Below are 23939 nucleotides of genomic sequence, written 5' to 3'. Positions count from 1 at the left end.
ACGGCAAAGAGCTGTATCTTCCGCTCGAGTACGGCTGGCGTAATAGAGGTCATCTATTAGACTGCACAGTTGCCTATCGTATCAGACGCTTGGTCGTCTAAACTGGTCCGCTTTTTAATTTATAGGCTTGAAACCGGCCGGGCAAAGGGTGCCCGGCCGGTTTCAAGATGAAGAGAGGCAGATATCAGATCAGTGTTCCAGCATGATGTTGAGGATCTCCACATCCGTGCTGCGCATCCCGACGCAGCCCATACGGCCTACGCTGCGAATGGTGGTCTCCACATCTTGCTTGACCAGCCCCTCACCGGGCTGGAAGACGTGTTTCTCCCTGGCAAGCTCCAGGGCGTTGAGGGCACAGTCCACAGCTGTGGCTATTTTGGTGGCACAGGAGGACTTTGCCCCGTCGCACACCATGCCGCCGATGGTGGCGATAGTGTTGGTGATGGTGTCACAAATGACCTCAAAGGGCTCGCCCAGCATATAAGCGATGCCCGCCGCGGCACTGCATGCGGCACTCACCGCGCCGCAGTAAGCGGAAAGACTGCCGATGTATTTCTTCTGGTGGACGGAAAGAAGGTTGGCGGCCACCAAGGCGCGGCGCAGGCCTTCCTCGCTCACATGGTGATGCTTAGCGTACTCCACCACAGGTAGGGTGATGGTGATGCCCTGGTTGCCGCTGCCTGAGTTGATGACCACTGGCAGGGGGCAGCCGCTCATGCGGGCATCGCTGCCCGCAGCGGCGGCGGCCCTGGCCCGGATGCGCAGGTCATCCTGCCCGCCGTGGGACATGAGCACCTGGCCGGCCTCTACGCCGTAGTGGCCGGATAGGCCCTCGCGGGAGATGGCAGTGTTGTAGGAGATCTGGCGGTCGATGACCTCCTTTACGTCCTCCATGCGGACACAGTCCGCAAACTCCAAGATGTTCTTCACCGTCAGCAGAGACTTCTCTCCTCCGTCGGACTGAACAGAGGCCCTGTTGCCACCATTGGACTGGAGGGTCCGGCCGTTTTTGACGATTTGGGTAATGTTGCTATGATACTCCCTGGCCTCCACCTGGGCGGTGTTGCCCTGCGCGTCGGTAAGGAGGACCTGGATGTAGAGGTTCTCAACCCCCTCCACCAGCTCGCAGCGGCAAAAACCCTGGTCTAACAGGACCTTGACCTGGTCGATATGGGCCTGGGTCACCGGCTCCAGGACTGCCAGCTCCAGGTCGGGGTCGCCCCCCACGATGCCCAGAGTAGCGGCCACGTCGATGCCGCGCTGGCCTCCCGAGTTTGGAACGGTGACGCCCATCACATTTTTGATGATATTGCCGCTGCAGCGCACCACACAGGAGACAGGTTCCGTCTCTAATACCCGGCGGGCCTTGGCGGCCACGAAGGCGATCGCGATGGGCTCAGTACATCCCAGGGCCACCGTCAGCTCTTTTTTCAGAATGGCCAGGTGATTTTGATAGAGTGCTTCCTCCATGGGTGATTCTCCTAACATGACTTGATGATGGCTTCCTCCAGCCCCAGACGTTGGGGCGGATAGGGAGATTGGTCGGGCCAGCCCACATCCACATAGGTGGTCATCCGGTAGTGGTCCGGCAGATCCACTGCTTGGCGGATGCGGTCCTTCATGGCCTGACTAGTAAAGGTGAGCCAACAGCCACCCAAGCCATAGGCGTAGGCCGCCAGCACCAGGTTCTGGGCGGCAGCCCCCGCGTCCAGCAACTGGTTGGACTCTGGCATCACCGGGTTGGCCCGGTAGACTCGCATGTCCTGAAGGACCACGATATGGACGGGGCCGCCGGGAATGTCGCTCCCCCGGAAGAGACCTGGGGTGGTCTCCTCCCGTACTACCAGGTAGCGGATGGACTGGAGGTTGCAGGCGTGGGCCGCCCAAAGCCCCGCTTCCAGTACTTTGTTCAGCACCTCGTCGGGCACAGGGGCGCGCTTCCACTCCCGCACAGAGCGGCGCTCGTAGAGCACCCGCTCAAAGGCCGCCCGCTCCTCCTCTGTGATCGGGGGACAGACGTAGGGGGCCAGGTTCACCTGCCCACCCTCCATTAGAGTGTAGGCCATGCTCAGGAGTGTCTGGGCAAAGACATACTCGGGCAGGTCCTCGGACAGTCCCCGCTCCCGCCATACCTCCAGGTACATCTGGACCGTCTTGTCTTGATTGGGCGAGAGGACTTTGCGGCGGTAGGCGTTGGCGTAGGTCTGGATCTCCAGAGTGTGGTGGGTCCGCTCCCGAAAGCGGGCGCGGAACTCCGTTTCGTCCATGGCCAGGAGTTCTTCTTTGTTTTTGTTGAACTCTGCGGTGAAATTCACCTTTTCACCTTCCGGCATGATCCTCACTCCTTTCCATCGCCCAGGGCAAGCTTCACCAGCAACGCGGTGCCGTTCACCAGAGATCGCTCGTCCACATCAAAGCAGGCGTGGTGGTGTGGCCAGCACTTGCCGGCAGCTTCGTTGCGGGCTCCTACAAAGATATAGCAGCCAGGGATCTTTTCCAGAAACCAGGAGAAGTCCTCACCGCCCATGGTTTTTTCCAGGTGGACCAGCTTGTCCGCGCCGAAGAGGTCGGTCACGGCCTTCTGGGCGATGGCGGTACTGGATGTCTCATTGATGACAGGGGGGGCACAGGGGGCATATTTAAATCCACAGGTGGCGCCGTGGGCCTGGGCGGTCGTTACAGCGAGGTCCTCCAGTATCCGGGGCAGATCGGCCCGCAGATCCTTATTGAAGCAACGCACCGTGCCGGAAAGTTGGACCTCATCGGCGATGATGTTGGAGGCGGTGCCCCCATGGATGGTGCCAATGGTCACCACCACCGGCTCCAGGGGGTCGACCTTCCGACTGACCGCCGTCTGGAGCTGTTCCACCACAGCGCAGGCCGCCACGATGGCGTCTACCCCGTTGTGAGGCTGGGCGCCGTGAGCGCTCTTGCCCCGGATCGTGAGGTAGATGTTGTCGGCGCAGGCCAGGCGGGGACCCACCTCGACCGAAAAGGTGCCTACATCCAGGTCATTCCATACATGGAGGCCGAATATACGGTCGATACCCTCCATCTGGGGGAGCTGGGCCATGGCATGGGCCCCCTCGATGATCTCCTCCGCGGGTTGGAAAATGAACTTGACCGTCCCGTGGAGCTGGTCCCGACATCCGGTCAGCACCCGGGCCGCAGTCAGCAGCATGGCCACATGACAGTCGTGACCACAGGCGTGCTTGACCCCGTCTTTCCGGGAGCGATAGGGCGCGTCCAGCTTCTCCTGGATGGGCAGAGCATCCATATCGGCCCGCAGGCCCACCACCGGCCCGGGCTGCCCTCCCTCCAGCGTAGCAATGACGCCAGTTCCACACACAGTCTCACAGGGGATACCCAGCTCCTCCAGCTCACGGAGGATGAGCGCCTGGGTCTCCTGCTCCTGCCAACCCAGTTCAGGATTTTGGTGGATGTGGTGCCGCAGCTCCAGCAGGTGTTCTTCAAGGGAGAGAACAGCGGTGAGCGTGTCCATAGCAGGACCTCCTTACTGACAGGTAATGAATTGTCCGCCGCCGCACACCGCCAGCATGTCGCCGGTGATGAAGGAGCTGCGGTCGCTGGCCAGGAACACGGCGCCGTTGGCCACGTCTTCAGGCACGCACATCCGCTTGAGGACGTAGCGGTCCCGGGTCTTCTGACGCTCAGCCTCCGGGTCGGGGGCGTCCTCGTAGCGCATTTTGGTCATAGGGGTCTCGGTCAAGCCGGGAAGGATGCCGTTGACCCGCACCCGGGGACCGCAGTCGGCGGCCAGACAGCGGGTGAGCATCTCCACTGCAGCCTTGGAGGGGCAATAGGCGATACGGTTTGGGATAGCTTTGACGCCCAGTTCGGAGACGATGTTGACGATGACGGCGTGCTCCGACTTGCGCACCTCGTCAATGGCTGCCTTGGTCATAGTGTACAGGCCGAAGACGTTGATCTCAAACTGACGGCGGAACTCGGCCACCGAGGTGTCGTCGATGGTGCCCAGGCCGGTGACTCCGGCGCAGTTGACCAGGATATCCACTTTGCCGAACTCTCTGACGCAGCCCTCCACCACTGTAGTAGTCTGGTCCGGGTCACAGATATCACACTGCTGATAGAAGAATCTGGGGTCACTGAAGTTGGCGGCGGGCTCCAGGCCGCAACCGTAGACGTAGGCGCCCTCCTTCAGGTAAAACTGGGCGATCACCTCGCCGATGCCAGAGCTGGCCCCGGTGATGATGGCGACTCGATCTTGCAGTTCCATAATAGCAGCACATCCTTTCTTTGGTCAAAAGTCCCCACCGGAAAGACCCCGGTGGGGACAGGTCGGGGTAGCTTACAGAAAACGTGCCACGTAGGTCCAGGCGGAGTAGACGTTGAAGCCCAGGATAACGAGGCCCAGCACGATGGTGTACCACTTGGTGGCATACTCGGGGCCAGTGAACTTCTTGTTGCAGCAGTAGAACAGCAGGATGGCAATGATGACCAGGCCGCCGATGTTCAGTGCGCCCATGAAGTTGACCAGCAGGGACAGGGCATTGCCGCCGGACAGACCGCCCAGCAGGCTGACCACGATGCCGATGAGGACGAACTTGCGGACCTTGATGTTGGTGCGGTCCTCATGGATGCGGACCATGGAGTTGAGGCAGTAGGTAGCCAAGGTGCTCATGCCGCCGATGGTGGTGAACACGGCGCCCCAGAAACCGGCGATAAAGATGTAGGTGGCAAAGTTCCCGGCGATGGGCTTCAGAGCCACGGCGGCGTCCAGCGCGGAGGAGACCTGGATCCCAGCGGGATTTAGCACCGCAGCGCCGGAGATGAAGATACCCAGGGAGAAGATGGTAAACATACCGGCGAAGATGATCTGATCATATTTAATGAAGCCCAGAGCCTTGGGGGTATCCCACTTCTGGTTCTTGACGGAGTAGGAATACCACAGGGCGGAGGTGCCAGGGGCAGAGCCGCCCACGATGCCGGCCATGATGATGGCGCCCTGCACGCCGCCGGGAATCCTGGGGATCAAGCCCTTGGCCATGTCGCTCAGGCTGGGCTGGCAGACAAAGATATTGATGAAGAAGATGGCGGCCATCAGGGTACACATGATGGAAGCGATCTTTACCACGCTGGTGTTGGAACTGACCACATAGAGGTAGGCGATGATGGCGATGGTGATGATGAAGGCGATGGTGCCGAAACGCTCGCCGAAGATGATATTGTTCAGGTGCATCATCGTGGCGCCTTGACTGTAGACGACCATGTACCAGGTACACAGCACCACCAGGAACAGGATAACGGAGGGAACGCGACCGATCTTTTCCTCAATGAACTCATAGGCGGGTTTGCCGGAGATAGCGGTGACCTTAGCGCCCAGATAGGCGACGCCGCCGCACATCAGGCCGCTAAGAATGACCGCCCACAGCATATCAAAGCCAAAAGACGCGCCGGCCTGGATGCAGGACGTTGCGGTACCGGGACCCATGGAGGTGGAGCAGATCATGGATGCGGGGCCAACGAAGGCCAGAACGTAGGCCAGCTTCTTAAAAATGCTGCCCTTTGGCATGTCAAAGATGTCACTTTGCTGGGCCGTTGCGGGTTTTGTTGACATTGAGATTCCTCCTTTTGATTTCCCTCATATCTTCCAACTACACGGCGGGAGGCCGTGGAATTGACGCTCACTCAGTGCCGGGTCACCAGATCTCGCACTACCGTCCGTCCGGCGGCGGGACCCAGGTGGAGCTCAGTCAGGTCGTTGACCACCGTCAAGCAGGCCAAGGCGTTCTTCCCGTTGACTTTCAGGGTACAGCGGCCACAGATACCGTGGTCACAGACGCTGTGGTGGTAATAGGCCACCGTAGGGTCCAGGTGCAGCGTAATGTACTCTAGCACATCCATCACCGTCATGCGGCGCTCCAGGGTGGGGAGCTCAAAGCTATCGGTCCACATCCGGCCGCTTTCAGGGTCGTACCGATCGATCTTCACAGTCATTGCAAGCCCCTCCTCTCAACGGTGATAGTCCAGCGTCGGATCCAGGAAGTAGGAGATGACATTCTCCTTCTGGCCTGTAGGCAACGCCAGCTTGGTGTGGACAGGGGGACGGGTGGTGGTCTCCATTCCCTGGGCCCCTGCGTGATGGACAAACTTTACCAGATAATTGTCATGATCCACCTGGGGGCAGTCCTTACGGATATGACAGCCGCGGCTCTCCTTACGGAGGATAGCCGCCCGCACACCTGCCTCACAGCAGATGAGCAGGTTCTCGGCCTGGAGGGCCCAGAGCCACTCAGCGTTGTAGGCCCGACTCTTGGTGCCCAGAGTAAGGGTCGGCCACTCCGCCTTCAGTTCCTCCAGTTCCTTCAGTGCCTGTTCCAGCTTCTCGCCGGTGCGGATGAGCCCGAAGCCCTTGTCGCAGACAGCTTCGATATCCTGATAGAACTCCAGGGGACTGCGCCCGCCTTCGTTATTGAAGAGCCCCAGGATCTTTTTCAGGAGTTGGTCAGCCTGATCCTCGTCCACCGCGGGTAGGGGGTTGTCCCTGCAGTACTCGGCAGCGCTCAGACCAGAGCGCATCCCCTGGCACATCATTTCCACCAAGCCGTCGCCCACCCGACAGGCACCAAAGACACCGCTGCCAGCCTCACCGGCCACATAGAGGCCAGGCACACCGGTCTCCATCTTCTCGTTGATCTCCACACCGCCCATGCAATACTCGGCGCCGATACCGACCTCCAGAGGCTCGTCATCGAAGATCATCTTCTCCACCTTGGCCAGGCTCTCGCCCTTGTAGTAGCCGTGGCGGTGCCAGCGGTCAAATCGATCATAAAAGATTTGGAAGCCTTTTTCTTTCTCCTCCCGGGTGTTGGCGGAGTAGTCGTAGAAGAATCCGCCGTTTGGTCCGGCCAGGCCAGCGTCGGCGGCGTAGCCGAAGTAGTAGGATGTGACCAACTTGCTTAGCTTGCCGCCCCGGGAGAGCTGGATGATCTCCTCAGGCATGGGCAATGGGTCGCCGTTCTTGTCCCGGATGGTGTATTTGAGGTTGCGCATATTGTACTCAAACACATAGGGGTAAATAGAACCTTTCATTTCCTGGGGTACGACCGCCGTGGGGAAAGAGAGGATAAACTCCATATCGGTCAGACGGGCGCCAGCCCGGTAGGCCATGGCCGGACCATCGCCGGTCATGTCGGTGACGGTGTTGTTCATGCTGAAGGGCTGATAGCCGCCGGTGCCCAACACCACAGCCTTGGCCCGGAAGAGGATGAGTTCGCCGGTGTAAATGTCCATACCCACAGCGCCGCAGACCTTACCGTCGTTAGTGAGCACCTCGATGACAGCCACATCCTCCACTGTGCGGATCCCCTCGGCCTCCTTCAGGCCCTGGACCAGGGCCTTAGTAAAACTAAGGCCGGAAGCGATCCAGTTGGCTGGCTTGCAAAAGAAGTAGTCCTGCCCGGCCCGCTGGGCCCAGCCCAGGTAGTCTTTGACCACTATGGGCCCTTCCTCCACGTACTGTTCCACCATGTTCTGGTCAGAGAGGAAGAAAGACTCCTTGACGATGCAATCAAACATGCGCTCCTTGCTGAAAGAGGGATCTGCCCCCTCCAGCCCCAGCAGTTCCTTGCCGCTCTCGCCGTCTACACCGAAACCACCACCGGCCATGATGGCGTTGCCGCTAAAGCCCACCTTGCCCTTGGAGACCAGCACCACATCCAGTCCCTGACGGGAGGCGTAGATAGCGGCTGTAACACCGGCGCCGGAACCGCCCACAGCCAGCAGGTCACAGGCGATCACACGGTCAAACTCACGTTCCATCGCTCACCCCTCGCTTTCGATCCCGGCATAAGGAGGCATCGCATCATAATCGACATCAGCGTACTGGAGTACCAGATCCCGGGCCTCGTCGCCATACTCCTGGCGGTAGGACTCCAGTGCCCGGGCAACGGCGGCCTCACCCTCGGTACCAAAGGCATCCACGATGGCCTCCTTCATGGTGCGATAGATGTGGCCCACATGGTACTCCCAAGGCATCTTGGCCTTACTGCCTATCTTAGCCTGCTTGCGTTTGAATCCCTCCATCCGCTCTGGCGGAACAGAGCAGCCCCGGAAGGTGAAATCACAGCAGGCATCCCCCATCATTCGGTTGGCGTTGAGGGTGAGCTCCATACCGTTGTAGCCTCGGGCCAGGGCGGCGTCTACATCCCGGCAGTAGTAACGCCCGTATTCTTCCAGACCACGCTTGCTCCACTCGGTATGCCAGGGGCAACGGTAATTTTGCATTTTGACTTCGGGGGAATACTCTGGGAAACGCAAGTCCATCTGACCCGGGAATGCCTCCCACTCGCCGTAGACCAGATAGTTCTCCACGTTCAGCGGGTTACCGTCGGCCTGGGTCCTCAGGGCCATGCGGTGGCCCCGCTGCTCTCCATATCGGTTGACGCCGGCGGTCACTGCTGCCTTGCCCGCCTCACCGAAGGTGTCGATGGCCTCTTTCGCCAGATACGCGAAGAGTATTGCGTGATGGGATGCGGAAGACAATACGATCTCCATAGTCTTACTCTCCTTTTTCGTTGCTTGTAGTTTCGTTGGGTTGGTTCAACAAAATGTTCATCTGCTTTAGATACATATCGAGAAAGCCCAAGATCTCATCCTGTGTCTCCGGCGAAAGCTGCTTTCCGTAATCGATGATGACCTGGTCTGCGACCCTGTGGTATCTCTCGTGTCCGTGGAAGGCATCCACCCCCTGCTCGGTCAGGTGGAGATAGACTTCCTTCTGGTTGCGCATGTATTTGTATCTGCGCACCAGTCCTAGCTTTTCCAGCCGGTCCACACATTTGGAGACACCTCCCTTGGTCATGTCCAGCGCCAGGGAGAGCTCGGTGATGTTGATGGGATTGGTGATGGCGATCCGCTCTATAGCGTGGATCTCCAACGGGGTCAGGGCTACGCCCGGACAGTACTCATGTCGGTTACGCTGCATCTCGGCGTAGGTGTTGAAGATGCGGACAAACCTGGTCTCTATCTCACCATAAAATGAATCCATGAAGCTTCATCTCACCTCTTTTGTTTCCTGGTAAATAAAATATAGCAAAGTATTTCTAAGATGTCAACATGCATCGATTTCTGACGATATGTTTTAATATAAGAGATTTTTCTGCAATTTATTGTACAACAAGACGGAAATCTTGCTTTTTTCTTTCTGGAATCGTTTCGCTTTGTGCAACTTTTTAGCGTGTAAAAAATTCCATCACATCTTCTTGGCTAATTTTGTTTCCTTGGATACTAGAGATGTATGCAGATGCAGGCATGCTTTTCCTTTGTAAAGCACGGCGGAAGTCCATGACGGCCCTTGCAGACCGCGTTTCGAGGCTATCCTGATCTATCTCTCAAAAAGCAAAAAAGATAACATCATTTAGAACGAACTATTCCTGATTTTTCTAAAGCTCCTCCGCACTCAAGAAACAGACCATCTTAGAAAAGCGCCGACCATCAGGTTCCGGTAGACTCATTCATTCTCTGGATTGGAAAGACATTTGCAATTACATCAACAGCGGCGAGATCGAGGCAGGCAACACCGACTTTGACTATGCCAAAATGACCGATGAGGAGGCCGAGGAGGCCCGGGAGGGCCTGGTACAGGAGAAGGGCTTCTTCATCCTGCCCAGCGAGCTCTTCTGCAATGTGCGGGCCCGGGCTTCCGGGGACGAAAACCTGAACGAGACGCTGGAGACCGTCTTCCGCCACATTGAGGAGTCGGCCAAGGGGAGCGAGTCTGAGGGCAGCTTTGCCGGCCTGTTTGACGATTTCGATGTGAACAGCAACAAGCTGGGGGCCACCGTGGCCAAGCGCGATGAAAAGCTGGTGAAGCTCCTCAACGGCGTGGCCGACATGAACCTGGGGGATGTGAAGGACCACGACATCGACGCCTTTGGTGATGCCTATGAGTATCTTATGACCATGTACGCCAGCAACGCGGGCAAGTCCGGCGGCGAGTTCTTTACTCCGGCGGATGTATCCGAGCTGCTCACCCGACTGGGCACCGTGGGCAAGACCGAGGTCAACAAGGTATACGACCCGGCCTGCGGCTCCGGCTCCCTGCTGCTGAAGGCGGTGAAGGTGCTGGGCCACGATGCGGTGCGAAACGGCTTTTTCGGCCAGGAGATCAACATCACCACCTACAACCTGTGTCGCATCAATATGTTCCTCCACGACATCGGTTTTGACAAGTTTGACATTGCCTGCGAGGATAGAATCGTTCTGTCAAAAGCGCCTGTTCGTTATTAGACGGCGGTTCGTAATGGATATTTTACGCTCTTACATATGGAGCCAGATGCCGGATGTGCATAATGAATTTCTGAGCGACCATATGAAGGGTGTGAAAGTTATTGTGAGCATTAAGAGCCTATCTAGCAGAGCCCGAACAGCAATAAACTCCATTTCTAAAAAGGAACTATCATTTTATTGACGTCAGGATTATTTTTATCCGGTCTCTTCCAACATAGGCCTGTATATTATACCTATGAAGCCCAGGGAGCATCTGCTCCCTGGGCTATCCTTTTATCTGGAGGTATGGTTATGAACGTACTACTGGTCCCACCTTTGGAGCCGCCTCGGGCGGCGGAGCTGGACAACACCCTGGAGGCCATGCAGCAGGCGGTAGGAGGCCCCATCCAGGCGGTCTATCCCTTTGAGGAACCGGTGGCCCTCATCTGCCACGAGGAGGGCAAGCTGGTGGGGCTGCCCCTCAACCGCTGTCTGCGGCTGGACAGCGGGGAGATCTACGACATTGTCGCGGGCACCTTCTTCCTGTGCGCCGCCCCGCCGGACAGTGAGAACTTTGAGAGCCTGACGCCGGAGCAGCTGGAACGGTACGCCAGACGCTTCGCCCGGCCGGAGATTTACTTATGATGGAGCGGCTTATGGAGGACAGCTTCCGCTACGGGGAGCCGGCGTATACCCAATGCTCAGAGGAGATGATGGCCTTGTCAGAGGAACTGCGCAAGCAGCTGGACCGGGAGTCGGCCGCCCTGCTGGACAAACTGGAGGATGTCTTTGTGAAGCGAGAGACGGCTTCCGTGGAGGGAGCCTTCCGGGAGGGCGTCCGGGTGGCAATTCTGCTGGCCCTGGACCTCTTTCCGCCATCCGGATCGTCCCAAAACTGAACTACATACTATAAACTACGATGGCCTCGGGGAAAGCCCCGGGGCTTTTTTGCGTTTTAAAGGGGGAATTTCTATGAAAGAACTGCACACCTGCGAGCTCTGTGGTGCCGCTCTGCCAACCGAGCAGCTGTACCACTTCGATGGCCAGGACCTGTGCGCCCAATGCCTGGACAACAACACCTTGTTCTGCCGCCACTGTGGAGAGCGGATCTGGGAAAGCGACAACGCGGGCACGACAGACACGCCCCTGTGCCAGAACTGCTTTGATGACCACTATACCAACTGCTGCCGCTGCGGCTCCCTGATCCGGGAGAGTTCAGCCTACTATGAGGAAGGGGATGAATACGACGAGCGGCCCTACTGCCTGGACTGCTTCCATACCCTGTCCCGGGACAAGCCCATCCACGACTATTACTACAAACCGGAGCCCATCTTCCAGGGAGAGGGGCCCCGGTTTTTCGGTGTGGAGCTGGAACTGGACCAGGGCGGCGAGGAGGCGGACAACGCCCGGGATCTGCTGGATATCGCCAATGCCAACCATCCCCTGATGTACATCAAGCACGACGGCTCCCTGGACGACGGCCTGGAGCTGGTGACCCATCCTCTGTCCCTGGACTGGCAGCTCCACACCATGCCTTGGGAGGCCCTCTGCCGGAAGGCGCTCTCCCTGGGCTACCGCAGTCACCGGGCAAATACCTGCGGCCTCCACGTTCATGTGAGCCGGGCCGCTTTCGGGAATACCCAGCAGGAGCAGGACCAGGCCATTGCCCGGGTGCCTTACTTCTTCGAGAAGCACTGGGAGGAGCTGCTGAAATTCAGCCGCCGCACCCAGCGGCAGCTGGAGCGCTGGGCCGCCCGATACGGCTACAAGGAGCACCCCATGGACATTCTGGACTTCGCCAAGAAGGGCTACCACGGGGGACGGTACACCTGCGTCAATCTGCAAAACCCGGATACAGTGGAATTCCGGATGTTTAGGGGCACCCTGAAAACTAACACCATTCTGGCTACGCTGCAGCTGGTGGACCAGATCTGCAGCTGTGCTATTTGCCTTAATGATGTGGAGCTGAAGAGCCTGGCCTGGACCTCCTTTGTGTCCGGGTGTCAGCAGCCGGAGCTCATCCAGTATTTGAAGGAACGGCGGCTCTATGTGAATGAGCCGGTAGAAAGTGAGGAGGAAAGCTGATGTGCTGTTTGTTTGGAATCATGGACAACAACGGAAATCTCACCGGTAAACAGAAGACCAAGCTTATCCGGGCACTGGCGGCTGCGAGCGAGGTCCGGGGGACGGACGCCGCCGGAATCGCCTACAACAGCGGCGGCAGACTCCAGATCTGCAAAGGCCCCGGCCCCGCCCGCAAGCACCGCTTCTTCGTGCCGGGGGACGCCAGGGTGGTGATGGGACATACCCGAATGACCACTCAGGGGGACGCGAAATATCCTCAGAACAACCATCCCTTTGCCGGGAAGGTGGGCAGGCTGCACTTTGCCCTGGCCCATAACGGAGTTCTGTACAATGACAAGAGCCTCCGCAACAGCAGGAAGCTGCCCCAGACCTACATTCAGACGGACAGCTATGTGGCGGTGCAGCTGCTGGAACAACAGGGAGCCCTCACACCGGACAGCCTGAGCGAGATGGCTGAGACGGTGGAGGGCTCCTTTGTATTTACGGTGCTGGATCATAAGGACCGGCTGTACCTGGTGAAGGGGGATAATCCGCTGACCATCTGGCATTATCCCCGGCTGGGGCTGTATGTCTACGCCTCCACTCTAGCCATCCTGCGGCAGGCAGTGAACCGCACCTGGCTGGCCGGGGAGTCGTTCCGGGAGGTACCTGTCTCAGACGGGGAGATCCTGAGATGGGACAAGCATGGCATGACCACGACAGGGCACTTTGCGATGACCTATCCCGTCTATCGCCCATGGCATCCCTGCGCCCGCTCGTATCAGCCGGACCGGAGCTATCTGCATACCCTGAAGAACATCGCCTCTGCTCTGGGCTATACGCCGGAGGACATCGATGAGCTGCTGGAGGCCGGGTATTCCACCGATGAAATCGAGGAGGAGCTGTACGATATGGCTCCGTGGCGGTGACATCCGGCTTTATGGGTGGGATAAATGCGTATAGCGCATTTATCCCACCCACAAAATCAAAAGATTTCGATAGTTTTTGTATTATAAATCCCAAAAGTATTGAATCATAAAAAGTATATGGCTGGTGGGTCATATGGAATCATTTTTTGCCACCATCCTGCCTGTGCTATCGCTTGGCTGCCACAAACCAGCGGCCCTTTTCAAACCACAGATAGGACTCCTTCCCCTGGATGCGGCAGGTATAGCGATCCCCTACGCCGCCCACACTCTGACAGGCTGCCCGGCGGACGTCCAGAATCTTGTCTACCGGGTAGCGGTGTGCCTCGTCGAACTGGATCTCCAGAGGACGCAGTTTGCCGTCGGCCTCAAACCGGACGATTACCGGCACATAGCGCTTTTCCCGTTCTTCCATTTGCTTATCCTCCAAAATAACCGACCGGATGCACGGTGTGATCGTCCTTGGGATTGATGGCCCCCAGCAGGGGGTCGGTAAACAGCCTGGCCCGCTGGATGCTCCGGTAGCCGTACCGCTGCCGCAGACGGTCCACCGCCGCATCAATCCGCTCCCATTTGTCCCGGCGAGTCTCCTCCGGGTAGAGGGAGAGCTGGGTGCCCGCTGTGGTTTCCACCAGCCCGGCGCCCCGGACGCCAATGCTGCGCAGGGGACGCACCCAGCGGTAGTTTTGGCGGAACAGGTCGCAGGCCGTCCGGGCAATCTCGTCACTGGAGCAGGTGGGCACCTCCAGCTTCCGCTGCCGGCAGAAAGAGTTTAATTCTATGTCCCGGACATAGACCTCCACCACCGTGCATCGGCTGGCCAGCTCCCGCATCCGGGAAGCCACGCTCTCCGCCAGCAGCAGGAGCATCAGCTCCACGTCGCTGTCACAGGTCATGTCCCGGGGCGTGGTGGCGCTGTTGCCCACCGACTTGATGTTGGGGATGTGGCTGTTTTTCTGGACGGGAGAGGGGTCCAGCCCAAGAGCAAAGGTCTGGAGTACCGTCCCCATCTTGCCCAGCTTCCTGGTCAGGGTGTCCAGAGGAGTCTGGGCCAGCCGCCCGATGGTGCTGATCCCCAGCCCCCGCAGCTTCTTGCTGGTGGCCGGTCCTACATAGAGCAGATCCTCCACCGGCAGGGGGTAGACCATCTCCTGGTAGTTGTCCCGCTCAATGCGGGTGATGGCGTCCGGCTTTTTGTAGTCGCTGCCCAGCTTGGCGGTGATCTTGTTGTCTGCCACTCCGATGCTGCAGGTGATGCCCAGCTCAAACTTCATCCGGTCGCTGATTTCTCTGGCAATGGTCATGGGGGAGCCAAACATCCCTACGCTGCCGGTGACGTCAAGCCAGTTTTCATCCAGGCCAAAGGGCTCGATCTGGTCGGTGTAGTCCTCATAAATTTCCCGTGCCATCTGGCTGAAGCGGATATATTCCCCCATATCCGGGGGCAGGATTTCCAGATGGGGGCAGCGCTGCCTGGCCTGCCAGACTGCCATACCGGTCTTGACGCCGTAAGGCTTGGCGATATAGTTGGCGGCCAGCACAATGCCGTGCCGCTCCTCCTGGCTGCCGCATACCGCCAGAGGCTTGTTCCGCAGCTCCGGGTGGCGCTGCATCTCTACCGAGGCGTAAAAACAGTTTTGATCCACGTGCAGAATGTGCCGCCCCATATCCATCACCTCTTGTCTATAGACTAGAACGAATGTTCTTAAATGGCAAGAGGGAATTTGTGGCGGATACAAAGTCCTTCTGATGGGACAGCAGTTCGTGGTATACTATCCCTTGCGGTAGGAGATTAATTTTGAGAGAATGAGGTGCAGGATATGTGCGGCCGCTATCAGTTTACCGCCGAGCAATGGGAAGAAATTCGGCAAATCGTCCAGGAGATCCAGCAACGTTATAAAGATCGCTGAAGTATGCTTTCGTCTGTGGTAGTTCTCTAAAAAATAGTATAGTCTCTTCAAAGGGTCTCATTTCGACGGGGGAAGTGCCCTCTCTTGTGTCAAATAAGATTCACTGCGCATCGGACAAAAACGTATGTCCTTACTGAAACCTCACATCGGACGAAAGTTCTGGAACTTGCTTTTCAGTCTCTCGCGAGCCTTCAGCAAGTCCATCCCTTTTCGTCCGATGCTCGTGAATCAGAGATTTTCCGCACCCATACCAACGGCTCCCATAGAGAGCCGTTGGTATGGGTGCATTTTATATAGGGGGGGAATCCTCTATAAATAAATGGAGGCTTAAAGATTCCCCCCTGATGCCATTCCCCCTACTCGCTTATTCCAAATGGATCTTTTGTCACAAACAACTTTGCAAAATATCTATGCGCAACATGAAACAGCTCTCTGTGAGCTGCTTCATTGAGTTGTGCTCTCAACTCATGCTCCAGGATCAGTCTCGTATACTCCACTCTTCTATCAGCACTGATGGGAGCATATTCGCTCAATGCTATTTCAGAGTAGAAATAAAACTCCTTCTCCTGACATATCGGATTTAAAAGCTGGATCACCTTCCGAGGATCTGCTTCTATTCTTGCATACTCCTCCAACAGATTTCGGCTTCCTTGGATCTCTTTTATGTAATTGCGCACCTTTGTGATCATTCTCTGGGATGGAAGGCGCAAACATGCCTCCTCAAGCAGAAGCGTTTTAGTATGAATATTATCATAATACCTTGCGTTCAACGGGTCTGTCGCAAGCCACTCATATCCGTTGGGTAAGCATAATTCTATGTTACGGCGTATCAGATGACCCAGCTCATCCACGCCGTCCTCCAGGTCAGGCAGCAGATGAAAATTGGGCAGCTCTTGGATTGCCTCAGAGTCTTGTTTCTCACTGGAGCTTATTCTCTGTTTTGGTTTCTCAGGTAATTGATAGTGCATATACCATTGATAATGGGTAGCTGCATAGAACTCATATTTTGCGTAGGCCCGCTCACTGCTATCACCATTAGGAAAGAATAGATCCAGCAGATAGTCATAAAGGATAATCTGACATTCGATTTTTCTAGATATGGTAAGAGGTACCCGGCGATCCTCTGCACGTTTATTTGGGCTAGGCATCCGAAATTTGTATTTGGTTAATTTATGCTTTGCCAATTTACTAGTGTAATTTGCAAAGAGATCGAAGTATACGATGGCTGGGTTCAGTGCAGTCCCGCTCGCGTTTAGTTTAACTAGTTTTTGATGGACCAAACCTATTTCTCTGATCCACTCATCCTCCGCACAGGCTTTTGCTACACTCTTTTGGTCGGCGTTTTCTTCGCTCGATGCATATTTTTTGTACTCATATCGGTAACCGCGATCAACCATCGCCTTTAGATAAGCGTAGAACAAACGCGATAGGTTTTCAATCGTCGTATCCTTGGTTCTTCTACCTATTCGCTTTGTTTTGCCAAAATCTATGGAAAAATCCTGCTTATCCAGAGCCTCGTTGCTCTTCCAGCGTTTTATATGTTCTTTCCTGCGCTCTATGGCTTCCTTCAGTTTGCGTCTGTTCTCCAGTAGGCGTTCATAGGAAGCCCTGTGAGCAGTTGTGGGCGCAAATCCATTATCGCGGATATAATTAGCCTGCTCCTCACATTCAGACAAAACATGGTTCTGGCATACGTTGAGCAATGTAGGATACTTCTCATTTGTACTGTGCTGATTATACTCCATGAACAGGAACGTACGGTCAGCAATCAAGGTCAAAAACACCTCCTTTTTGATATCAAGCATATGATGACTTCTACAAAAGATATTTTTGATGTAGAACGTCTCAAATGACGCATAGTCAAACTGCTTATGGAATTGGTTCCAATAATTAAGAATGCGGTTTGCTTCTCCATTAGGAAGCAACTTATAACTTTCTTTTGCTCCTTTTTTAATCTCCTCTATTAGAACTTCGATTTCCTTATCATACGCACCCACCCTGGGAGTCAATCTAATATGGCATGGTTTGTCCTCGTGTACGTTCTTTTCCAGTAAGGTTTTCACATTAGGAGGCAATGACATTATAACCCTTCTTTTCCTGTATAATATATAAATTTACATATATTACCTCGTCATAGTGACGATTTTAGTGTAACCTTAGGCTCCAGGAGTTCTTCCTTCAGTTCTATGATACTAGGATTTGCAAATAGAAAGCAAGATTAAAATAGTGCTACCCGCCCCCTGATATAACACATCTCTATCAAAACTGTAAATATTTACTAACCACTATAATGAATTAGTGTTTTATAGTTTATATGTAATCTCTCCCTTCACCGCATTTTTTAAATTTCAAGTAAAAAGTTCAGTTAATATATTATCAACCAAATATAAATTATCTTATAACCGCTAAAAGTTATAAATTACTTGTCAGATAACTCGTCATGCGTTATGCTATCGATGCCGGCAATGATCATACGAAGGGAGCCATCACCCATGACGATCCTACACATCAACAACAGATTCTACTCCCCCTACTACACCTACAACTCCGAGTCCAAGACCTATACCCCCCTGACTGAGCAGCATCTGATCGGTACTATTCCCGGGTTCCGGGACCTCAATGAAGCCGCCCGGAAGAAGGCGCTGTCCCGCTATCTGAAATCCGCAGGCGTGGTTTCCTGCGGCCGCGTTCCAGAGAAGGTGCCCAACTGCAAGCCTTGCCTGGACGAATTCGGCAGCGAGTGTTCCCCGCCCGCCGCGGTATTTAGGGAGGGGGCCCTCACGCTGCTCTCCGTTGGAAGCCTGTTTCAAAACCCTGAAGCCGGCTGGGATCTGGTCGCTACCCTTCTGGGCGGTACGTGGTGCTCTGCCCTGCGTGCTGTGGAGCCTGATTATCATCCCGTCCTGTCCATCAACTCTACCGCTCCGCTGGTGGAGGACTGCCTCCGTGCAATCGTGCGCGCAGCAGTCAACTGCAAGAAGTGGCGGCACAAGCGGCGGGCACACATCCGCCGGAAAGCCGTCCTGGACTTCCGCACCAGTTCCCTGGCTATTCCTCACAGGATCCAGGACTTCACCTCTCTGAAGCTCCGCGTAAGGCAGGAGGGACTCAAGCCCATCCGTCTGCCCTACCCATACACCGACTCGGTGGCTCTCGTAGTCGGCGCCAGCAGCGCACAACTGCGAGATTCCATTCCCTACCTGGAGCATTCAGGGCTCATCCTTCTCAACTGCGGCAGCTGTGACCTGCACGGTCACAGGATCAGCTCCTCGGCGCTCCAGGCCTGCGACCCCTCCATCCTGGAAGCCCTGCGCAGCCATCGAGATATCGTAGCTTGGGCACTGGATGGGTGGACATGGTCATGCAAAAAACACAGGGCCAGAAGGATCATTCAGGCCGCCAAGGCATCCTTTGGCCCTGTGGACAGCCGTTACATCTCTGTAGTCCTCGATCCCAAGAAGCTCAATCGGGCCATCCGCTACCAACTGCTGCTCGCATTCCTCGACACGCTCGAGGAATGTGATCTGCTCACCAGCGACGAAGCGGCAGATTACCGCAAAGCTGTCAAGGATGTCTATGATCCCGATCCGGTACCCGAACTTCCGGTACGGCACGCGGAAGACTCAGCGGTCTTTCTGGAGACCATGCGGCACCTGTCCAAGTCCACCTCCATCACAGAACTGGACGAGCCCTATCGAGAGTCGGACAAGCATCTGGGCGCCTGGCGCAAGATCTCCGGGGTCCTCTATTGGGTAATCCCGGAAGCGAAATGGGCGACCGCCTATCGGAAAGCACTTCGGGCGCTCCCTGATGTGGACACGGCCTTCTTTTCTCAGAAGAGCTGGATCCGGGACCTTCAACGGATCCTGGTGGATGAAGAGTTTATCAAGAAACCCAGCTCCGGCGCCCGATACCGCTTCGACCTCTATGGCACCGGAAAACGCGACTCCACCTACGTGATCGCGATCCCAGCCGACGTACTCAGAGGCTCGTGATCGTGGCAAAAACGCGGGCAACGTGCATTGCTGCCCGGCAAGATGTGTTGCCCACGAACTTGCCATTCTATTGCAATGATTTTATTCTGATTCTTACGCTCACAAGGAGGAATATGAACCATATGTCAAAAGAAAATCACAAAAATCAGCATACCACTCTCTTGCGCTCCCTGGCAAAAAAAGAAAGGGGTGCCGCTGCACCCCCTTCCGCAATGGACTTGAACCCCCCACAGGAGGCAGTTAAGCCTCATCTTCCACCGGACCAGTTCCAACACCTGCATTCAACTTGCCCAGATCCCAGGGAGGGCTTTCAGGCTCTTCCCGATCCCTCCGTCCATCGCCTGGTCTCTCTGGTGGTCAAACAGCTCCAGCAACTCCAGCCCGGACTGGACGTCTCCTACTGGAAGCACTGCACCCGCGAGATCATGTCAGTGGACGGACCCACCATCCAGATCATCCCTGCCCGAGCGGGCTATGGGAAATCCACCTGGATCCTGGCCTTTCTTCTGGTCATGGCAAAGCTGTACACCAGCAATGATCCTCTGGCCCATACCTTCGGCGGGGTGCTGCTGGTTCTCCAGAAGGTGGCCGATCTCAATGCCATCACTGAGCGGGTCAACCAAGCATGTCCCTCTGACGCTGATATGCCCATGCTGTCTCTCCAGAGTCTCACGTTATCAGGCAAAGCTCGGGGACTGTGCTGCAATCCCCAGATCCAGGACGTACTGGACTGCCCGGGAAAGTCCTGTTCTTACGCCGATCAGTGTCCGCTGCTTCTCCAGCAGGAGGAGGGTGATTTTACATATTTGCTGGGGGCCACCCAGGCCCGATTCTGTCGGCTGCGCCAGTCCGGCGCATTGGACCAACTGCTGCTGCGCACCCTGCCCGATGGAAGCCAGGTACACCGACGCCTGGTCATCTTTGACGAGAAGCCGGAGCTGTTCCAGCTGTTCTCTCTCGATCAGACGGACATCAATAGCCTGTCCACCCGGCTGGAGTCGCTGACCTCCGGGCGGCAGATAAGCGACCGCCATGTGAGCAGCCTGCAAAAGAAACTGCGCTTCCTGGTGGAGCGGCCATTCCAACAGCTCAGACAGAGCTCGGTGCTCCAGTTTCCAAACCAGCCACCGGTAGACCAGTTGGCCGGATTTGCCACGCTGCAGGAGCGTGACCCCGTCGGATTTGCTCAGATGCAGCACCAGATGCTCCGTTATCTTGGCAGCGGGAATCGGGAGCTGCAGGGTAGTCTCCCCGTCATGGCCGGCCTGCACGCAGGAGAGACCTGTCTCTTCTCTAAGATATGCGGCTTCCAGCTGTCCACCTCTACCGACGGTATGGCCTGCCTGGACCAACATCAGGTCCTGATATTCGATGCTACCGCAGAGGTGGACGGGGATTATCGTCACCATCCCTCGCTGCGATTTCTCGACCCCGCACCACCTCGCACCATGGATCATGTGGTATTCCACATCTACGACCACCCAAAGCTCAACGTGTCCAAATCCGCTATGCAGAAGAACTGGCTTCTTCAAGGCCTGTCCGATCTGATCGAGGAACTCATCCGGCAATTCCCGGGAGAGACCTTCCTTGTCACCTATAAGGAGCAAAGCCTCTTCTTCGCTCAGCACCTCAGCTCTGGCGCCATGAAGCATATCCTCCTGATGCCGGACCAGACTTCCCCGACAGTCCCCTATTTCGGCGGCACCAACGGCAGTAATGCCTTTCGCACCTGCACAAATGTCATCCTGCTGGGCTATCCTCGACTCAACCCGGATATCTATCTGGACCACTGCTACGCCGCCTGGCAAGGGCATGGATTCCAGGAACAGCTGGAGTCGGTCTGCAGCATGATGATCCGCTCCCAGAAAACTTGGAAAAATGCACTGCGGGATGTTCCTATGCTGGTCGAGTATGAAAGCCGGCACCTGGCCGCCCGGCTGGAGCAGGAGATCTTCCGCTGTGCGCTGCGTGACCCTGACTGCACGGAGGAGATCCACATCTTCCTCTTTGCACCGCCTGCCGAAGTATGGCGGCTGCTGAGGCCGCGGTTCCCCGGCTGCCGCGTTGAGACTTACACCGATCTTCCCGCCTGCATCACAGCCGCCCGGGAAAATACCCAGACTTATGGCGGAAAGCCCACAGCCTACGCCAAAATGAAGGAGTTTCTGGACAGCTGGGACGGCATGCCTGTTCGTAGTTCTGAGCTGCGGAAGCTTTTGGATATCACCCCCTCCGCCTGGAAGGACCTGCTGAAGCTGCCCAAATTCAAACAGATGCTGGATGCCGGCGGCGTTATCCGTACCAAACTTGGGAAGGAGACGGTGTGGTTCCGACCTGATGCCGGGCTGCCGGTCCGCCGGTCCCTCTCCGCATGACGATGCGTCCGATTTCCGATTGATCTCAATTATATACTATATCCTTGAAGCCCCAAGCACCTTCAACTATAATCTATCATTCCCGAAAGGAGCGACTTACCATGATCCACACTTCCATGATCCCGGACCCCGGTCTTCCGACCCACCCCATCTTCTACACAGTCCTGGATACCGCCACCCTGCTGGGTGTCAGCCGCAACAAGGTATATCAACTGGTGAATTCCGGCGAGATACCCTGTATCCGGGTAGGACGCCAGATCCGGATCAGCCGGGCAGCCCTCGCCCAATACCTACGCATGGATATGGTGCAGGCCAGTTGAGACGCTTCACCCAAGCGCCCCCGGCTGCAAAGCCGGGGGTCCTTATTACCCACAGAGGAGGAATCAGCATGGCCCGCAAACGGGTGGAACGCAACATCTCGTATGACGATGCGCGCAAAAAATTCTATGTCAATCTCGACTTCGGCATCGATTCCACCACCGGGAAGCAGATCAAGAAGCTCAAGACATTCGATAAAATCGGTCAGGCTCGGGCCGCCCTGCGCAAACACGAGGCCGCCCGGGATGCGGGCTCTGTGGTGCTCCCTAAGGATACCACAGTCGCCCAATGGCTCGACAGATGGATGAACGATGTGGTCCGTCTGAACAGAGCGTCCACCACTGCCTACGCCTATCAAAACATCATCTCGGCCCACATCGTTCCAAGCCTGGGGACCATCCCGCTCCAAAAGCTGACGCCCCAACACCTGCAGGAATACTACGCACACCTGATCCGGGACAAAGGTCTCAGCTCCAACACTGCCAGAAAGCACCACGACCTGTTGAATACTGCCCTGAAGTTGGCCGTCAAACAGGGGGTGATCCTGTCCAACCCGGCCGACCGGGTGGAGGCGCCCAAAGTCAAGCGGCCCGAGATCCACTTCTATGATATGGAGCACCTCCGTCAGCTGCTGCAGCTTTGCTATAATACCCGGCTGGAGGTCATGATCAAGCTGGCCGGCCTGCTGGGCCTGCGCCGGGAGGAGATCCTGGGGCTGACCTGGTCCTGTGTGGACTTTGAGCATAAGGTCATCCATATCAAGTCCGTCCGTACGGCAGCAGGTAAATCTATCGTCGTAAAGGAACCCAAAACCGATACCTCCCGGCGTACCCTCCATATGCCCACCGATCTGGAGGGAGCCCTTCGCCGGGAGCAGGCACGTCAGAAGTCCTACCGGGATTATCTGGGAGAAGGCTACTGTAATGAGGGCTATGTGGTGGCCCACGAGGACGGACGTCCCATGCGGCCCAACTACGCATCCGAGCTGTTCGTTGATTTTGTCCGCAAGCAGGGCCTGCCACCCCTCACTCTACACGGGCTACGCCGCAGCTTTGCCAGCATCGCCAACGCCAAGGGTATCCCTATGTATGATATCGGCAAGGCACTGGGCCACAGTTCTCCCTCCACCACCAGCAAGGTGTACACCCATCTGCTGGACCGTGATCACCGGGAGCTGCTGGAGCGGATGTGGGAGGAAGCCGAACCATCTGCCATCAGCGGAAGCAATGCGGCGGACGGCCATAGTGACCTTGTACCTGATCATGATTTGTGATAAACTACAGACATAAGAGGAGGAATGACCTTGCTCGAGCACCTGTTTGTCTGGGACTATGATTTCTCCGAAAAAATCCCGGTCACAGTTTCTCCTGCCAGTCCCGAGGACCTGGAGAATACTGCTGACTGGCAGACTCGATGGACCTCCAGGGCAGCCCGGCAAATGCCCAACAAAGTAGCTCTGCGCCGGGCTGATGACTCCGAGTTGCTGGGCCTGATGTCCTACGAATTGGACGATAACGGCCTTGCTGTGGAGATCATCTATCTGGAAAGTGCTGGCCACAGTAATCAAAACCTCCTGCACAGCAGGGGCGGCCAGAAAAAATACATCGGTATTGCAAAGGCGTTGTTTGCCTACGCCGCATCTGTCTCCACGGAAGCCGGTTATGGAGGCGTCCTCTATTTCAAGGCAAAGACTTCTGAATTGCGGGAATACTATATCCGCACCTTTGGGGCGATGCCTCTGAGCGTCTACGATCCCTTCCGGCTCATTATCTGGGAGGATGCTGCTCAGACCATCATCGCAGAATATCAGTAAGGAGGCGTTCTCACTATGCCGGAACTGGATCGTTCTTATCTTCGGAAGATGGAGATACATGGCGCAGCAAAGGGTTGGGTCGCCCCGCTGGATCGGTCGGACAGGGCATACCTCTCCCATTTCCGTTCTGTCTGCAAACGATATAACATCGAGCCCTCCAAGGCCAGCAAACTGGAATATGAATTCGTGATCAAGGTGACGGAAAATGAATTCTATCTGCATCAGGCGCAGGGCTGAACCGGGACTCGAGCCCATATCTACCAGGATATCTACCAAATTAAAATTTT

Annotated in this window: 22 protein-coding genes and 1 pseudogene; 11 read left to right on the top strand and 12 right to left on the bottom strand. The window is 56.3% G+C overall.

Annotation, left to right across the window (positions count from 1 at the left end; translation table 11 throughout):
- Positions 1-189 precede the first annotated feature (189 nt).
- The 9 genes from J9789_RS01310 to J9789_RS01270 all read right to left on the bottom strand — a co-directional run bounded on the left by J9789_RS01310 (position 190) and on the right by J9789_RS01270 (position 9031).
- Positions 190-1470, bottom strand: a complete 1281-nt coding sequence (locus tag J9789_RS01310) for an L-serine ammonia-lyase, iron-sulfur-dependent, subunit alpha (protein WP_209341494.1) — start codon at positions 1468-1470, stop codon at positions 190-192.
- An 11-nt stretch (positions 1471-1481) separates the two neighbouring features.
- Positions 1482-2333, bottom strand: a complete 852-nt coding sequence (locus tag J9789_RS01305; RefSeq protein ID WP_209341493.1) for a nitroreductase family protein — start codon at positions 2331-2333, stop codon at positions 1482-1484.
- Between the two features lie 5 nt (positions 2334-2338).
- Positions 2339-3502: an amidohydrolase gene (locus J9789_RS01300; protein WP_209341492.1), complete on the bottom strand. Its 1164-nt coding sequence runs from the start codon at positions 3500-3502 to the stop codon at positions 2339-2341.
- Positions 3503-3514: 12 nt separating this feature from the next.
- Positions 3515-4258 carry an SDR family oxidoreductase gene (locus tag J9789_RS01295; protein ID WP_209341490.1) on the bottom strand — a complete coding sequence of 248 codons (744 nt, stop codon included), beginning with the start codon at positions 4256-4258 and terminating at the stop codon, positions 3515-3517.
- A 72-nt stretch (positions 4259-4330) separates the two neighbouring features.
- Positions 4331-5599 (bottom strand): divalent metal cation transporter, encoded by a 1269-nt coding sequence (locus tag J9789_RS01290; protein WP_209341488.1) that lies wholly within the window; start codon positions 5597-5599, stop codon positions 4331-4333.
- A gap of 71 nt (positions 5600-5670) precedes the next feature.
- Entirely contained in the window at positions 5671-5979 is a 309-nt protein-coding gene (locus tag J9789_RS01285; protein WP_209341486.1) for a 2Fe-2S iron-sulfur cluster-binding protein, read from the bottom strand.
- Positions 5980-5994: 15 nt separating this feature from the next.
- Complete coding sequence (locus J9789_RS01280; RefSeq protein ID WP_209341484.1) at positions 5995-7803, bottom strand: FAD-binding protein; 1809 nt, start codon at positions 7801-7803, stop codon at positions 5995-5997.
- A 3-nt stretch (positions 7804-7806) separates the two neighbouring features.
- A complete protein-coding gene (locus J9789_RS01275; protein ID WP_209341482.1) occupies positions 7807-8538 on the bottom strand; it encodes an L-2-amino-thiazoline-4-carboxylic acid hydrolase in 732 nt (243 codons plus the stop codon).
- A gap of 4 nt (positions 8539-8542) precedes the next feature.
- A complete protein-coding gene (locus tag J9789_RS01270) occupies positions 8543-9031 on the bottom strand; it encodes a MarR family transcriptional regulator (RefSeq protein ID WP_209341480.1) in 489 nt (162 codons plus the stop codon).
- Positions 9032-9513: 482 nt separating this feature from the next.
- On the opposite strand from J9789_RS01270, the pseudogene J9789_RS01265 reads away from it, so the two are divergent.
- From J9789_RS01265 to J9789_RS01245, 5 genes and pseudogenes are all read left to right on the top strand, one after another.
- Positions 9514-10245 (top strand): annotated as a pseudogene (locus J9789_RS01265) (type I restriction-modification system subunit M); the annotation flags it as partial.
- Between the two features lie 318 nt (positions 10246-10563).
- A complete protein-coding gene (locus J9789_RS01260; RefSeq protein WP_209341479.1) occupies positions 10564-10896 on the top strand; it encodes a DUF3846 domain-containing protein in 333 nt (110 codons plus the stop codon).
- Positions 10893-11150, top strand: coding sequence for a DUF6809 family protein (locus J9789_RS01255; RefSeq protein ID WP_209341476.1), 258 nt, complete (start codon positions 10893-10895; stop codon positions 11148-11150). Before J9789_RS01260 ends, J9789_RS01255 begins: the two co-directional genes overlap by 4 nt.
- Positions 11151-11223: 73 nt before the next feature.
- The gene (locus J9789_RS01250) at positions 11224-12336 is read left to right on the top strand and encodes an amidoligase family protein (protein WP_209341474.1); all 1113 of its coding nucleotides are present in this window, start codon (positions 11224-11226) and stop codon (positions 12334-12336) included.
- Positions 12336-13244: a class II glutamine amidotransferase gene (locus tag J9789_RS01245; protein WP_209341472.1), complete on the top strand. Its 909-nt coding sequence runs from the start codon at positions 12336-12338 to the stop codon at positions 13242-13244. Before J9789_RS01250 ends, J9789_RS01245 begins: the two co-directional genes overlap by 1 nt.
- 166 nt (positions 13245-13410) lie before the next feature.
- Here J9789_RS01245 and J9789_RS01240 read toward each other — a convergent pair whose 3' ends face one another.
- The 3 genes from J9789_RS01240 to J9789_RS01230 form a co-directional block, all read right to left on the bottom strand.
- Positions 13411-13656 (bottom strand): hypothetical protein, encoded by a 246-nt coding sequence (locus J9789_RS01240; RefSeq protein WP_024724508.1) that lies wholly within the window; start codon positions 13654-13656, stop codon positions 13411-13413.
- Between the two features lie 4 nt (positions 13657-13660).
- Positions 13661-14908: a DNA polymerase IV gene (dinB, locus tag J9789_RS01235; RefSeq protein WP_209341470.1), complete on the bottom strand. Its 1248-nt coding sequence runs from the start codon at positions 14906-14908 to the stop codon at positions 13661-13663.
- A 599-nt stretch (positions 14909-15507) separates the two neighbouring features.
- Complete coding sequence (locus J9789_RS01230; protein ID WP_209341468.1) at positions 15508-17232, bottom strand: hypothetical protein; 1725 nt, start codon at positions 17230-17232, stop codon at positions 15508-15510.
- 411 nt (positions 17233-17643) lie between these two features.
- On the opposite strand from J9789_RS01230, the gene J9789_RS01225 reads away from it, so the two are divergent.
- The 6 genes from J9789_RS01225 to J9789_RS01200 all read left to right on the top strand — a co-directional run bounded on the left by J9789_RS01225 (position 17644) and on the right by J9789_RS01200 (position 23889).
- Positions 17644-19146 (top strand): hypothetical protein, encoded by a 1503-nt coding sequence (locus J9789_RS01225; protein ID WP_209341466.1) that lies wholly within the window; start codon positions 17644-17646, stop codon positions 19144-19146.
- Positions 19147-19499: 353 nt separating this feature from the next.
- The gene (locus J9789_RS01220) at positions 19500-21521 is read left to right on the top strand and encodes a hypothetical protein (protein WP_209341464.1); all 2022 of its coding nucleotides are present in this window, start codon (positions 19500-19502) and stop codon (positions 21519-21521) included.
- A 101-nt stretch (positions 21522-21622) separates the two neighbouring features.
- Positions 21623-21841 carry a helix-turn-helix domain-containing protein gene (locus J9789_RS01215; RefSeq protein ID WP_209341462.1) on the top strand — a complete coding sequence of 73 codons (219 nt, stop codon included), beginning with the start codon at positions 21623-21625 and terminating at the stop codon, positions 21839-21841.
- 68 nt (positions 21842-21909) lie between these two features.
- The gene (locus tag J9789_RS01210) at positions 21910-23112 is read left to right on the top strand and encodes a tyrosine-type recombinase/integrase (protein WP_209341461.1); all 1203 of its coding nucleotides are present in this window, start codon (positions 21910-21912) and stop codon (positions 23110-23112) included.
- 30 nt (positions 23113-23142) lie between these two features.
- On the top strand, positions 23143-23652 hold the full coding sequence (locus J9789_RS01205; protein ID WP_209341460.1) for a hypothetical protein: 510 nt from the start codon (positions 23143-23145) through the stop codon (positions 23650-23652).
- A gap of 15 nt (positions 23653-23667) precedes the next feature.
- Entirely contained in the window at positions 23668-23889 is a 222-nt protein-coding gene (locus J9789_RS01200) for a hypothetical protein (protein ID WP_209341459.1), read from the top strand.
- Positions 23890-23939 lie beyond the last annotated feature (50 nt).

Origin of the sequence: Flavonifractor sp. AGMB03687, assembly GCF_017811815.1 — a bacterium.
Lineage (GTDB): Bacteria > Bacillota > Clostridia > Oscillospirales > Oscillospiraceae > Flavonifractor.
Note: the sequence above shows the minus strand (reverse complement) of the source record. Positions and strands in the feature narration are given on the sequence as shown.

What these genes read in the sequence shown, in the direction of transcription:
- J9789_RS01310 (WP_209341494.1), bottom strand. Translation starts at nt 1,470, where the DNA reads ATGGAGGAAGCACTCTATCAAAATCACCTGGCCATTCTGAAAAAAGAG.
- J9789_RS01305 (WP_209341493.1), bottom strand. Translation starts at nt 2,333, where the DNA reads ATGCCGGAAGGTGAAAAGGTGAATTTCACCGCAGAGTTCAACAAAAAC.
- J9789_RS01300 (WP_209341492.1), bottom strand. Translation starts at nt 3,502, where the DNA reads ATGGACACGCTCACCGCTGTTCTCTCCCTTGAAGAACACCTGCTGGAG.
- J9789_RS01295 (WP_209341490.1), bottom strand. Translation starts at nt 4,258, where the DNA reads ATGGAACTGCAAGATCGAGTCGCCATCATCACCGGGGCCAGCTCTGGC.
- J9789_RS01290 (WP_209341488.1), bottom strand. Translation starts at nt 5,599, where the DNA reads ATGTCAACAAAACCCGCAACGGCCCAGCAAAGTGACATCTTTGACATG.
- J9789_RS01285 (WP_209341486.1), bottom strand. Translation starts at nt 5,979, where the DNA reads ATGACTGTGAAGATCGATCGGTACGACCCTGAAAGCGGCCGGATGTGG.
- J9789_RS01280 (WP_209341484.1), bottom strand. Translation starts at nt 7,803, where the DNA reads ATGGAACGTGAGTTTGACCGTGTGATCGCCTGTGACCTGCTGGCTGTG.
- J9789_RS01275 (WP_209341482.1), bottom strand. Translation starts at nt 8,538, where the DNA reads ATGGAGATCGTATTGTCTTCCGCATCCCATCACGCAATACTCTTCGCG.
- J9789_RS01270 (WP_209341480.1), bottom strand. Translation starts at nt 9,031, where the DNA reads ATGGATTCATTTTATGGTGAGATAGAGACCAGGTTTGTCCGCATCTTC.
- J9789_RS01260 (WP_209341479.1), top strand. Translation starts at nt 10,564, where the DNA reads ATGAACGTACTACTGGTCCCACCTTTGGAGCCGCCTCGGGCGGCGGAG.
- J9789_RS01255 (WP_209341476.1), top strand. Translation starts at nt 10,893, where the DNA reads ATGATGGAGCGGCTTATGGAGGACAGCTTCCGCTACGGGGAGCCGGCG.
- J9789_RS01250 (WP_209341474.1), top strand. Translation starts at nt 11,224, where the DNA reads ATGAAAGAACTGCACACCTGCGAGCTCTGTGGTGCCGCTCTGCCAACC.
- J9789_RS01245 (WP_209341472.1), top strand. Translation starts at nt 12,336, where the DNA reads ATGTGCTGTTTGTTTGGAATCATGGACAACAACGGAAATCTCACCGGT.
- J9789_RS01240 (WP_024724508.1), bottom strand. Translation starts at nt 13,656, where the DNA reads ATGGAAGAACGGGAAAAGCGCTATGTGCCGGTAATCGTCCGGTTTGAG.
- dinB (WP_209341470.1), bottom strand. Translation starts at nt 14,908, where the DNA reads ATGGGGCGGCACATTCTGCACGTGGATCAAAACTGTTTTTACGCCTCG.
- J9789_RS01230 (WP_209341468.1), bottom strand. Translation starts at nt 17,232, where the DNA reads ATGTCATTGCCTCCTAATGTGAAAACCTTACTGGAAAAGAACGTACAC.
- J9789_RS01225 (WP_209341466.1), top strand. Translation starts at nt 17,644, where the DNA reads ATGACGATCCTACACATCAACAACAGATTCTACTCCCCCTACTACACC.
- J9789_RS01215 (WP_209341462.1), top strand. Translation starts at nt 21,623, where the DNA reads ATGATCCACACTTCCATGATCCCGGACCCCGGTCTTCCGACCCACCCC.
- J9789_RS01210 (WP_209341461.1), top strand. Translation starts at nt 21,910, where the DNA reads ATGGCCCGCAAACGGGTGGAACGCAACATCTCGTATGACGATGCGCGC.
- J9789_RS01200 (WP_209341459.1), top strand. Translation starts at nt 23,668, where the DNA reads ATGCCGGAACTGGATCGTTCTTATCTTCGGAAGATGGAGATACATGGC.